This window comes from Desulfosarcina sp., assembly GCF_046496365.1.
Taxonomy (GTDB): Bacteria; Desulfobacterota; Desulfobacteria; order Desulfobacterales; family Desulfosarcinaceae; genus Desulfosarcina.
Genome location: NZ_JAWOHB010000068.1, coordinates 24,722 through 37,087, shown reverse-complemented (window position 1 = coordinate 37,087; position 12,366 = coordinate 24,722). Strand labels below are relative to the sequence as shown.

The window sequence follows — 12,366 nt, the reverse complement described above, 5'->3', positions numbered from 1 at the left end:
TTAGGCTGCTTTGTGCGTCACCGCCTGCGACCAGATCGCGGCTGGTGAACAGTACTGCGTCGCGGCCTTTCTCCAAGGCCCGGTTGGCTGTGGCGACGGCTGCTGCAATGGCGGCCGGACGACGAGAACCATCCAGAAGGTCGGTGACCTTTACCTCGATGTCCACCACCCCTTCCTGCTGCAGCAAGGCGGCCAGTTGAGCGCTGGTCTTGGGTACATAGGAGCCGACCACGAAAAGGCCGCCCCTGCCGTTTTCGATGGTCAGCTCAGCGCGCGCGAGCAGATCCCTGAACGGAACGCCGGCGCGTACCCGCACAAAGGAGGCGGCGCTGCGAAAGACGAACCGGCGCCCCAGGGATTCGATGGTCAGCAGGCCGGCAACGAAAACCGTCAGGTCACGGTAGTCCAGGGCATTGACAATACAACAGCTGCCGGGTGTCAGGGCATTCAGGCGGTGGGCTACCCGGTGGGGGCCGCCCAGGCGGATATCTGAGATCGTTACCGATGCCACCCGATCACCGGGAACCGCACCGCCGGTCTTTTCCATCACCCAGTCCCGCAGGTTGGAGTGGCTGTACCCAAAGGCCGCATCCCGGGCATAGGGTGTCTGGGCCGCCGGGATGAGTTGATCCCTCTCGGCAACGTAGTGAATGTCATTAACCGTCAGGCGGCCTCCTTCGAAAAAGCAGGGCACCAAAATGCGAGGCAGGTCTGGGTCGCCCATGGCTTCCATCAGCGCATCCATCTCACCGGGAAAGTGGCCCCTGAGAGTGGAGTCGCTGCGGCTGATTACCTCAACGGGTATCCCGGTGGCTGTAATGGCCCGGCGCAGATTGGCCCCGATTTCCCGGTTCAATGTTTCTGCGGCCGCAGCCGTGAGACTGCGGGAATTGGTCAGAATGAAAAAACCCGGGCCCTCCGCTGACAGCTCTTTTTCAAGCGCTGCCGCCGACCAGTTGGTGAGTACCGGCATGCCATGGACGGTCTGGGTACCCGTGGGGTCGTCGTCCAGGATCACCAGCCGGGTCGCCGATTCGACAACTGCCCTGCGGACCGCAGGAAATAAATCCTCGGGCCAGTTGGGCGGCAGGGTCTCAAGAAGATGTGCATGGGTGGTAACCGCATCGGTCATGTGGTTATGTTCTTTGGCTTCCGTTGGCTTCGATTTATGGCAGCAATCACGCTGCCGTCGCCAGCTATTTTTTAAGGTTGACCACCGACGCTGCTCCGGGGTCGCAGCATCATTTCAGGCCGAAGATGTTGTTTTCGATAAATTTCCACGTTTTCAGGTAGTCGGCGCCGGACATGAATTGGGCCAACCTGCCCTTGTCTACCTCGTCCAGCAGTCGCCAGATGCGGTTGGTTATACGGCTGTTGGCCTCGAAGGTACCCTGGATATCCCAGCGGGTTGGCGAGGTGTCCGAGGTGAGGTAGCCGGTGTAGCCGTAGCGTTTGAGATAATAGATAAATTCCACATACTCGAGGAAATGCTTGGTGCCGCAAAAGTAGTCCCAGTCCCAACGGCCATCGTTGTCGTTGACATGGATATAGTAGGGGTAGGGACTTTCGGCCAGCATCACCAGGGCTTCGGCAGGGTTCTCGTTGCCGTAAACGGAGTGGCCGAAATCAAGGGTGACGCCCATGTCCGTGTTGCCGATGTCATTGAGCAGGCAAAGGGCCTTGGAAGCCGAGTCGACGAAGCAGCGCCCGCGGGTCTCGCTGGGTTTGTATTCGATGAAAAGGGGCAACTCCCGCTTGTAATCACCGGCCGCCCCGAAGGCCTCCACCAGGTACCGCCAGGTCTTGGCATAATCGTACTGAAAGGCGAACTCGTAGCCGTCCCCCAGTGGGCAGCAGGTGACCTTGTCGGCGCCTACGGCTTGGGCGAAATCCTTGGCCTGCTTGATGAAGCACACCGCTTTTTCGCGCACCTCGGGCAGGTGGGAGGTGAGGCCGCCGTTGCGGAATTCAGGTTCGGCCTTGACGTTGACATTGACGGCGGCCACCGTGAGCCCATGTTTGTCCAGCAATTGCCGGGTGACCGCCGCGTCATTGGCTTCATAGGGATATACGATCTCAACACCGTCGTAGCCGTCTATTCCGGCCATGAGGGCAAACTTCTCGTCCAGACTCAACGGCGCGTTGTATTCATGGAAGCGGTCCTTGGTTTTGGACAGAAAACCGGTGATGATGGCCATTTTAAGCATGTTGGCGTCTCCTGGACGGTGATGATGGCCGTCCTTGGCAGGTAGTGGGTGCGGGTGTCTATCTGTCTGGGTTGTCTGCATCGCTAGTCGCTTCGCAGGTGTTTTTACGGGAAAAAATCAAGGCCAGGGCCCGATTCTTGTGAATGCGGAACCACTGGAACTGGCTGATGACCGTCCAGACGATGATAATGAACAGGATCAGGGAAACCGGCCGTGTGAAGACGGGCATGAAACTGCCCTGGGAGACCATCAGCGCCCGGCGCAGGTTTTCGTCGGCCATGGGCCCCAGGATCACGCCGATGACCAGTGGTGCGATGGGAAAGCCCATCTCGGTGAGAAAAAAGCAGATGATGCCCACCGGCAGCATGAGGTATAGGTTGAAGATGTTCAACCCCAGGGCATAGGAACCGATGATGCACAACACCCCGATGATGGGCATGAAAATCTGCGTGGGAATGTGCAGCACCTTGACCACCTGCTTGGCCAGCAGGATGCCCACGATCCACATGGCCATGGATGAGAGCAGCAGGATGGCGGCCACTTCCATGATGAAGGTGGGGTGCTCGAAGGTGATCATTGGGCCGGGGGTGATGCCGTGGAGCATCAGCGCTCCGAGCAGCATGGCTGCCGGCGGGCTGCCTGGGATGCCCAGATTGAGCAGCGGAATCTGGGCGCCGCCCACACAAGCGTTGTTGGCCGTCTCCGAGGCCAGGACACCTTGCAATTCCCCCGTGCCGAAAGTCTCCGGGTGTTTGGAGGTGTTTTTGGCCGTGCCGTAGGAGACCCAGCCGGCAATGTCCTCGCCGATGCCCGGCACCGCTCCGATGCCCACGCCGATGAGGGCCGAGCGGATGATTGCCGGGATGTTGCGGGCCACGGTACCGAATTCAGGCAGGATCCGCTGAACCTTCTGCGCTTCACCCATCTGAAAACGATCTTTGAGCACCTGGATGATCTGGGGAATGCCGAAGGCGCCGATGAGAACGGGTACCACTTCGACACCGCCGTCCAATTCGGGATATCCGAACGTGAAGCGCGGGTAGAATTGCAGCAGGTCGCGCCCCACGCAGGCCAGAAACAACCCCAGAAATCCGGCGATCCAGCCCTTGATTACCAGATCCGGGCTGGTGAGGGTGCCGCTGATGAGAATGCCGAAAAAAGCCAGCAGGAAGAATTCGAAGGAGGTAAATTGCAGGGCGAAGTGGGAGATGACCGGTGATATGCTCACCACGAAGAGCATGCTGATGATGGTGCCGATGGCCGATGCCGTGGTGGTCAATCCGATGGCCCGGCCGCCTTCGCCCCTGCAGGCCAGTGGATAGCCGTCCAGGGCGGTGGCCGCCGCCGCGGCCGTTCCAGGAATGTTGATCAGAATGGCGGAGTAGGATCCGCCGTAGGTCCCACCCACATAAATGGCCAGCAGGCAGATCATGGCCTTTTCCGTTTCCATGCCGTAGGTCAGGGCGGTGAGCAGGGCGACACCCAGGGTTGAGGTCAGGCCCGGCATGGCGCCGAAGAGAATGCCCAGCAGCACCGATCCGAAAAGGATCAGCAGGTCCATGGGATTGGAAGCCTGGCGAAACACAATCTGGAAAAAGTCGCCGATGCGTTCAAAAAGGATCATGGATTGTCGCGCTCCTTAAAATTCCCAGTAGCGGATGGCATCCAAAAGAAAAACCACCAGCCCCTCTTTGGGCATGGGCACCAGCAAGAGATATTTAAAGGCCGATCCGATCAAAAAGGGGGCCAGGGCCGCCAGGATCAGCATGGTGGCATATTTTTTTCGAAGCGCCGCATCGGTGCGCACCTGCGTCCAGGTATAAATTCCGTAGGCAGCGATCAGAACGAGGGTCAGCCAATCCCCGGAAAAGGGGATGTAAAATTCAAGGGCTGTCGGTAAGCCGACAGCAAAAAAAATCATCGATACGAGCGTGCTGCACAGGTAGAAGACCAGCAATTTTATCAGCAGCCGGTCGTTGTCAAAATAGAACATGCTGATAAATACCAGCAGAAAATGAATGGCTCCCAGAAAGAAATCCACACGCGGAATGTTCATGAAAACGAAGCTGCAAAACAACGCTACAATGGCATAGAAGCGAATCAGGGCAGGGGTCTTGAGAAACAGGATCAGCTCCCGGCTGACCATCCATCCGATGATGCCTCCCATGGCCTTGAAGCCGACGGTTTTCAGGGCGTTTTTCACCAGCAGTGCTCCCAGGAGCGCAATCATCGCGCCGACGAACAGCGGGAAGAGGGCGGGGGAGACGAACCAGACGTTCTGAACCCCTCCCCACGAGCCCTTCATGGGCATTTTAACGGCCTGGCTGACCACCCAGAGGCCGAAGAGGAGGATGGCGGCCCCTGAAAACGCGTCGGCCCTGCGAAGTTTGTCTTTTTCCATCATGGCCAAGGGTCCTTATGATTCCCTCTCCCCAACCGGAGAGAGGGAATCCGTGCAAGGTTACGAAATTTTCACTCAGGGTTTGGCAATGCCCAGTTTGGATGGTTCAATGGTCGCGGCACCCAGTTCCCACAAGGTCCAGGCAAAGTTGGATTCCAGTGCATCGAATACGGCTTTGGATTCGGCACCGGATTTGCCGGAGAGCAGGTAGTAGTTCTCTTTGGCCCAGGTTTGGACTTTTTCGGTGGCCATGGCTTTGTCGAAGGCATCCTTCAGCACCGCTTTTATATCGGCAGGGACGTCGGCCGGCACGGCGAACCCGATCGCCTGGGAAATGGGCAGGTACTTGGCTAGGCCGGGATAAGCGTCAAAGGTGGACGGAATGGTTCCAAGGCCTTCCATCTCAAAGGGCTGCGGAATCAGCATGCCTAATGCGCGCAGCTTGCCGCCGCGCAGCAGCTGCTGCTGTTCGGCCAGTGAGGTGACCACAACAGATACTTCACCGGTCATGGCTGCGTTCTGTGCATCCTGGGAACCTTTGTAGGGGATGAAGTTGAAGTCGGCCCCGGAGCCGTTTTCCACGGCCAGCAGGTTGAGGTGATGAATCGAGCCCGCCCCGCTGGCGGAGGCTTTGATGCTGCCAGGCGCTTTTTTTGCGGCTTCGATAAGATCCGTAAGCGTCTTGTAGGGTGTGTCTGGGGTGACGGAGATGACATCCGGGGACCCGCCGACGATGAAGGTGTCCCAGACGTCGAACTTCTTGTCCCAACCACCCTGGACACCGGCAGTGACATTGGACTCGGACAGGCCGCACAGGGTGTAGCCGTCATGGGGCTGGCTGTAAGCGTGGCTCATGCCCACAGATCCTGCAACACCGCCGGTTTTGTTGATCACATTGATGTTTACACCCAGAATATCGGCCATTTCGGCCATGATGATGCGGTTGCAGATGTCGGTGCCACCCCCGGCACCCCAGACCACGACATCGGTAATGTTACGTTGCGGATACCCTTTGGCGGCCATGGCCACACCCGTGGCAACGCCGAGCAACAGGATCAGGCTGATAAACAGGATTCTTTTCATTTCATTCCTCCCTTGCGATGGTGTGAATAATTTTTGGAAACCCATGACACGACGGACGGTTGTATCTGTGGTTCCCCATTAAACCGGATGAAACTCCGATTTTTGCCGAACAAGGTGTTTTCTCCTTTCCTCTTGTTGTGAGCCCATATCTTCGCTGGCATCGAATGGCCGCGTGGCTTCGTGGTTGATCCCGGCCATATCGGTCAAGTGGGCGATGGTTCTTTTGAAATGCAGGCGCATCCTGCTCTCTGAGGCCTCCGGGTCCCGGTGGCAGATTGCATCGATGATGGCCAGGTGCTCATCCCGTGTCTCGTCGGGAGGCCGCACCAGTCCTTCGGACGACACGAGCTGATAGGAAAAGCTGATGATGTTGTAGGTGGACAGGATACTTTCCAGAAACTCCTGGGAGGCGATCTGGGTGACGAAGTTGTGAAACCGACGGTCTTCGCGGCAGTAGTCACGGTAGTTGGTGATCGGGCTGGTGCCTGCAAAGGAGGAGAAAAAACCACGCAGCCGGTTGATCTGCCTGTCGGTCACGGCCATGGCTGCCCGCCTGGCTGCGAGGCCCTCCAACACCTCCCTGAGCTCGAAGATGCTGATCATCTCATGTTGGTAAAAAACGCGCACGAAGAATCCCCGACGGGCCCTGGCCTCCACCAGTTTCTCTTTTTCGAGGTACTTCAGGGCGCTGATCAGGGGGGTGCGGCTGATACCCAGTTCACCGGCCAGCCGCTCCTGGCAGATTTTTTCCCCTGGAGCCAAGCGGCGGTCATTGATCATTGCTTTGACGATCAGGTATGCTTTCTGGTCCAGGTTCTCGTGCTCGCTGCCTAAATTTTTCATGGTTGGTCGCTGCGGGCTTTTGGCCTTGTCTGGTTGCAGGGAGGCGGACAGACTCATTTTGAGTTTTGAATTCAAAATTCAATACACAGCGGCCAAGGTCCCTGTCAAGGTTTTTTTTAGGTCATGCAATCGGTTTCGAATCGATGGGGTCGAAACACGGCGCTGTTTGGACCTGTAGCGCTGAAACGATTTTTGAGGCGGTTTCTAAAAAGGGTAGATCATCGGAGTCAGAAAGATGGTTATGACTGCCACTATGACCGTCAAGACTGAGCCGATCTTGACAAAATCCATGAAGTGGTATTCGCCAACACCCCACACCATAAGGTTGGTCTGGTAACCGGTTGGGGTGATGAAGGCGCAGGAGGCCGATACCATCAGGGTGATGGCAAAGGGCATGAAGCTTACGCCCAGTTGGCCCGCGGTAGACAAGGCGATGGGGAACATGAAGGCCGCGGCCGCGTTGTTGGTGATCAGGTTGGTCATGAACGCGCAGCCGACAAAGACCGCCGCCAGCGCCAGATGCGGGTTATTGCCGCCTACGGCGTTGAGCAGGCCGGCGATCTGCATGGCCAGCCCGCTGCGGGTTACCGCCGATTCGAGTCCGATGGCGCAGGCAATCACCACCAGGGTGCCCCAGTCGATGCTGCGTGCTGCCGTGCTAAGGGTCAGACAGCCGGTGAGCAGCATGGCACCGCTGGCCAGCAGGCTGGCATTGAGCATGCTCATCCAGCCCATGGCCGCCACAATGACCATCGCCAGGGTGATCAGGCTGGCCTCAACCGCCCGGTCCGTGCGCTGGAGATGGAAGCCGTCCAGGGCTTTGGTCAGGGCGAAGTCATGATCGATCTGGCACGCGTAGAAGAAATCGTCGTTGACTTCCAGGACGGCATTGTCCCCGGCTTCGATGGTGACCTCATCCAACGGGCCTGAAACCGGCTGCCCGTCCCGGGAAAGGGCTACGAATTTGTATTGGCAGGCGTTCACGTCCCTGGGCAGGTTGGGTATCTGCTTGCCGACTGCTCTGCTTTGTCTGGAGACCACGGCTTTTACCAGATGATGCGTGTGGCGTTCAGTTTCCATGGGGTTGAGGGTCAGATGGGGTACCAGCGCGTTGGTGCGCCACAACGCCACCATGGCATTGACGTCTGCGGAAAAGGATATCAGATCTCCTGCCTCCAGTTTTTCGTTCATCAGATCATTGGTCAGCGTTGTTTCATCCCTGTGGATATAAAGTACCTGAGCCCGGTCATCGCTGGCAATGCCGGTATCTTCAAGGGTTCGACCGACGATCCGCGACCCCTCCCGGACTTCGAATTCCGCCGTATAGCGCCGCATGGCAACGCTGGTTTTCCAGTCATCCCTTTTGCCGGCTAGGAAAAAACGCCCCGCCAGAATCATGAAGGCGATGCCGGCAGCGGCAATGGGCAGACCTACCGCGGCCGGGTCAAACATTTCCAGGGCGCGTATGCCGGTCAGGCCGGGCGCGCCGTTGGCGATGGCATCTAAAACCAAACCGGCGATAACCAGATTGGTGGAGGTTCCGATGATCGTGCAAATGCCGCCCAAAATGGAAGCAAAGCTCAAAGGCAGGTAAAGCTGCTGCACGGGCAGCCGGCTGGCGTGGGCTAGGTCCCGGATCACCGGAATCATCATTGCAACCAGGGGCGTGTTATTCAAAAATGCGCTGCCGAAGGCGATGGGGGGCAGTATCTTGACCTGGGCGCTGGTGATGGATCCGGGCCGTCCGATGAGCCTGTCCATGATAATGGTGATGGCACCGGTGGCGTACATGCCGGCAGCCACCATGAACAGGGCCGCCACTGTGAGCATGCCCTGGTTGCTGAAGCCCTTCAACAGCTCATGGGCAGGGGCCAGTTCAACGGTCATGGCGACCGTCAACGTTCCGACAAAGAGAGCTGCTGCCGGAATCTTCGTTTTGATTAAAAAAATGAAGAGTACCAGCAGTAGCGCAAGGGTGAGATAGGCGTCACTGGTCATGTCTACCCCCAGCGGTCAATTCATCAACAGTCGTGTTTCGCCGGACGGTGGATTAGCGTTCGAGGGCCGATTGCGGATGGAACCCGTTAAGGACATGCATGAAATGCCCGCTCAGAAAATATAAGACGCCCTGCTTTGGTTTTCAATCATCGGACCGCGGTCCTTTGCGGTCAGTCCGTCGTCTTCTGATCTTAGAAGTTGGCATCGGCATATTCCAGCCATCCACCGGCGGCGACCAGGTCCGCATCGAATGCGGAGATAACGAAGGGAACTTTCTCAGTCACGCCGTCAGTGGAGAAGGTTAATTCGCGGCTGTTTAAATCAGTGATCACCGTCGTTGCCTGGTGGGAGAAGCGGGTAAAGAGGCGCGCGATCGTGTCGGACGGCAGTTCGACGGCCAGCATTCCACAGTTGAACATGTTCTGTCTAAAGATTCGTGCAAAGCTTGCGCCCACTACCAGGTTAATGCCGTTGGCTTCCAGTGCCCAGGGGGCGTGCTCCCGTGAAGATCCGCATCCGAAGTTAGATCGGGTGACAATGACGCGTTTTTCGGCGATATCTCGGGCCGGATCGAAACCCTCGAACTTGAGGTCTTCCAACAGAAAAGGCGCCAGGGCCTCACGGGAGATTTCCGTAAGGTATTTTGCCGGAATGATCTCATCGGTATTGATGTCAGACCGGTCCAGAAAGAGGACCCTGCCGCTGAATGATTTCATTGACGCCTCCTCATTATCCCTTGAACAGTGCGGAGTTGACGATGGTGCCCGCAATGGCGGTGGCCGCGGCGGTGGCCGGGCTCATCAGGTGGACCATGCCCCCCTTGCCCATGCGGCCGTTGAAATTGCGATTGGTGGTGGCTGCGCAAACTTCACCGTCGGCCAGCACCCCGTTGCTCATCCCAAGGCAGGCTCCGCAGGTAGGGTTGGTGACGCAGAAACCGGCGTCCATGAAAGTTTTAATAAGCCCCTCGGCCAGCGCCTGGTTGTAGACTGCAGGTGTGGCCGGGGAAACGATGGCCCGAACCGTGTCGCTGATGCGCCTGCCGGCTAGCACTTTTGCAGCAATGCGCAGATCACTGATGCGGCCGTTGGTGCAGGAGCCGATGTAGATCTGATCCACCGGGGTGCCCGCCATTGCGGATACGGGATTGACGTTGTCCGGACGGTAGCCGAAGGTGGCCATGGGCGGCAGTGTGGATACATCGTGATCGATGGTCTGCGTATAGACGGCATCGTCGTCCGGCAGGAATTTAGAATAGGCTGCCAGGGCGGCCTGTGGATTGTCGTATTCATCTTTGATAAAAGGCCACAGGTAATCCACGGTGACCCGGTCCGGTGCACAGATGCCGCAGGTTCCCCCGGCTTCGACGGCCATGTTGCACAGGGTCATGCGCGCCTCCATGTCCATGGCCGCCACCACGGGGCCGGTGAACTCGATCACTTTGTTGGTGGCACCATTGACGCCGATGCGGCCGATGATTGACAGGATTACGTCCTTGGCAAAGACACCCTCGAGCAGGTTTCCGGTGATGTTGATGCGCAGGGTGTCCGGGGTCTTGAAGGCGCAGACACCCTTGAGGATGCCCACCTCCAGATCGGTCGTTCCGACACCGGCGGCAAAGGCGCCGAATGCCCCGTGGGTGCAGGTGTGGGAATCTCCCATGATCAGCGTATACCCGGGCCGGACGAAACCTTTCTCTGGGAAAAGGGCGTGGCAGACGCCGTTGGCGCCGATGTCGAAAAAATCGACGATGCCGTGGCGCCTGGCCCAGTTCCGCAGAATTTTTCCCTGCAGGGCTGTCTTGGAATCCTTGGCCGGGGAGACGTGATCAATGACCACTTTGATGCGGGCCGGGTCGAACACCCGGTCTTTGCCCCGCTGCTCGAGGTCTACGATGGCAGGCGGGGTCGTGATTTCGTGGCAGAAGACGGCGTCCAGGCGCAGTACATGAATGTCCTTATCCGGCTTGCCGACCTGATGGTTGTCAAATATCTTCTGTGCGATGGTTTTTCGCATGGCTCCTCCGGTCAGTCCGTGTCGGTTTTCAGCACGGCCAGAAAGGCGGACTGGGGCAGCATCACCTGGCCCACCATTTTCATTCGCTTTTTACCCTTTTTTTGTTTTTCCAGAAGCTTGCGCTTTCGGGAGATGTCTCCACCGTAGCACTTGGCCGTTACATCCTTGCGAAATGCCGACACGGTGGAACGGGAGATGATCTTGCCGCCGATGGCGCCCTGGATGGCAATTTTAAACATCTGGCGGGGAATTTCGTCTTTGAGCTTGTCGCAGGCCACACGGGCACGACTCACGGCATTGTCCCTATGGATCAGCATGGAAAGCGCGTCCACGCGTTCAGCATTGATTAGAAAGTCCAGCTTCACCAGCTCGGTCCGGCGGTACTCAATCAGTTCGTAGTCGAAGGAGCCGTAGCCCTGGGTGATGGATTTCAGTTTGTCGTAGAAGTCGAAGATCACTTCGGCCAGGGGCACCTCGAAGATCATCTCCAGACGGTTGTTGTTCAGGTACTGGTAGTTTTTGTTGATGCCCCGGCGCTCCAGGCAGAGCTTCATCACGGCGCCCATGTAGCGGTCCGGGATGATGATGGCCGCCTTGATGAACGGCTCCAGCGCATATTCGATCGTGGTGGGGTCGGGGTAAAGCGCCGGGTTGTCAATGACCAGCTCCTCGCCGTCGTTCATGATCAGCTGGTAGCGAACTGAGGGGGCGGTGAGGATCAGGGAAAGATCGTACTCGCGCTCCAGACGCTCCTGAACCACCTCTAAGTGCAGCAAACCTAAAAAACCGCAGCGAAAGCCGAATCCGAGGGCCGCGCTGCTGTCTTTTTCATAGACCAGTGAGGCGTCGTTGAGCTTGAGTTTTTCGATGGCCACGGCCAGGTCTTCGTAGGCATCGGATGCCACCGGGTAGATTGAGGAAAAAACCACCGGCTTGGCCTCCTTGAAACCGGGTAGTGCTTTGCTGCAGGGCCTGCGGTGGTGGGTGACGGTGTCACCGCTGCGCGTATCGCTCACCGTTTTGATGCCGGCGATCATGTAACCGACCTCTCCCGCGGTCAGTTCTTTTCTGGGTACGCGTACGATCTGGAAAATGCCCACTTCCTCCACCTTGTATGTGGCATCGTTGGACATGAACCGGATGCGGTCCCCGGCGCGGATGGTGCCATCCTTGATCCGGAAATGGACCACCGTGCCCCTGAACGGGTCGTAGTGGGAGTCGAAGATCAGGGCCTGCAGCGGGGCCTCGGCGTCGCCTGCCGGCGGCGGCAGTTTCTGGACAACGGCCTCCATGATTGCATCGATACCCAGCCCTTCCTTGGCCGATGCGAGGATGACCGCATCGGGGTCGAGTCCCAGATCCTCTTCGATCTGTTCCTTGACCCGCTCGATGTCCGCCGATGGCAGGTCGATCTTGTTGATCACCGGAATGATTTCCAGGTTGTGTTCCATGGCCAGGTAGAGGTTGGCCAGGGTCTGGGCCTCCACTCCCTGGCTGGCATCGACCAACAGAAGCGCACCCTCGCAGGAGGCCAGCGCCCGGGAAACCTCATACGTGAAGTCCACGTGTCCCGGCGTGTCAATCAGATTCAGATCGTAGGTCTTGCCATCTTTGGCTTTATATGGCAAACATACAGTTTGGCTTTTGATGGTGATACCACGCTCGCGTTCGATATCCATGCTATCCAGAATCTGGTCCTTGAAATCCCGATCCGCGATGATTTTGCTAGACTGGATCAATCGGTCGGACAGGGTGGATTTACCATGGTCGATGTGAGCGATGATGCTGAAGTTGCGTATGTTTTTCATATTGATACGG

At 57.8% G+C, this 12,366-nt stretch carries 10 protein-coding genes; all 10 read right to left on the bottom strand.

The window, feature by feature from the left end:
- Nucleotides 1–1,132, bottom strand: a 1,132-nt coding sequence (locus R6V78_RS05920; RefSeq protein ID WP_410288414.1) for a four-carbon acid sugar kinase family protein, incomplete at its 3' end; no start/stop codon positions are given.
- 109 nt (nt 1,133–1,241) lie between these two features.
- Nucleotides 1,242–2,207 (bottom strand): sugar phosphate isomerase/epimerase family protein, encoded by a 966-nt coding sequence (locus R6V78_RS05915; RefSeq protein ID WP_410288413.1) that lies wholly within the window; start codon nt 2,205–2,207, stop codon nt 1,242–1,244.
- Between the two features lie 58 nt (nt 2,208–2,265).
- Complete coding sequence (locus R6V78_RS05910) at nt 2,266–3,831, bottom strand: tripartite tricarboxylate transporter permease (protein WP_410288412.1); 1,566 nt, start codon at nt 3,829–3,831, stop codon at nt 2,266–2,268.
- Between the two features lie 15 nt (nt 3,832–3,846).
- Nucleotides 3,847–4,611: a hypothetical protein gene (locus R6V78_RS05905; RefSeq protein WP_410288411.1), complete on the bottom strand. Its 765-nt coding sequence runs from the start codon at nt 4,609–4,611 to the stop codon at nt 3,847–3,849.
- Nucleotides 4,612–4,683: 72 nt separating this feature from the next.
- Nucleotides 4,684–5,691 (bottom strand): tripartite tricarboxylate transporter substrate binding protein, encoded by a 1,008-nt coding sequence (locus tag R6V78_RS05900; RefSeq protein WP_410288410.1) that lies wholly within the window; start codon nt 5,689–5,691, stop codon nt 4,684–4,686.
- 78 nt (nt 5,692–5,769) lie between these two features.
- Complete coding sequence (locus R6V78_RS05895) at nt 5,770–6,534, bottom strand: GntR family transcriptional regulator (RefSeq protein WP_410288409.1); 765 nt, start codon at nt 6,532–6,534, stop codon at nt 5,770–5,772.
- 204 nt (nt 6,535–6,738) lie between these two features.
- On the bottom strand, nt 6,739–8,532 hold the full coding sequence (locus R6V78_RS05890; protein WP_410288408.1) for an SLC13 family permease: 1,794 nt from the start codon (nt 8,530–8,532) through the stop codon (nt 6,739–6,741).
- Nucleotides 8,533–8,723: 191 nt separating this feature from the next.
- Nucleotides 8,724–9,248, bottom strand: a complete 525-nt coding sequence (locus R6V78_RS05885) for a 3-isopropylmalate dehydratase small subunit (protein WP_410288407.1) — start codon at nt 9,246–9,248, stop codon at nt 8,724–8,726.
- 13 nt (nt 9,249–9,261) lie between these two features.
- Nucleotides 9,262–10,548 carry a 3-isopropylmalate dehydratase large subunit gene (locus R6V78_RS05880; RefSeq protein ID WP_410288406.1) on the bottom strand — a complete coding sequence of 429 codons (1,287 nt, stop codon included), beginning with the start codon at nt 10,546–10,548 and terminating at the stop codon, nt 9,262–9,264.
- A gap of 11 nt (nt 10,549–10,559) precedes the next feature.
- Nucleotides 10,560–12,356 (bottom strand): translation elongation factor 4, encoded by a 1,797-nt coding sequence (lepA, locus tag R6V78_RS05875; protein WP_410288405.1) that lies wholly within the window; start codon nt 12,354–12,356, stop codon nt 10,560–10,562.
- Nucleotides 12,357–12,366: the final 10 nt, after the last annotated feature.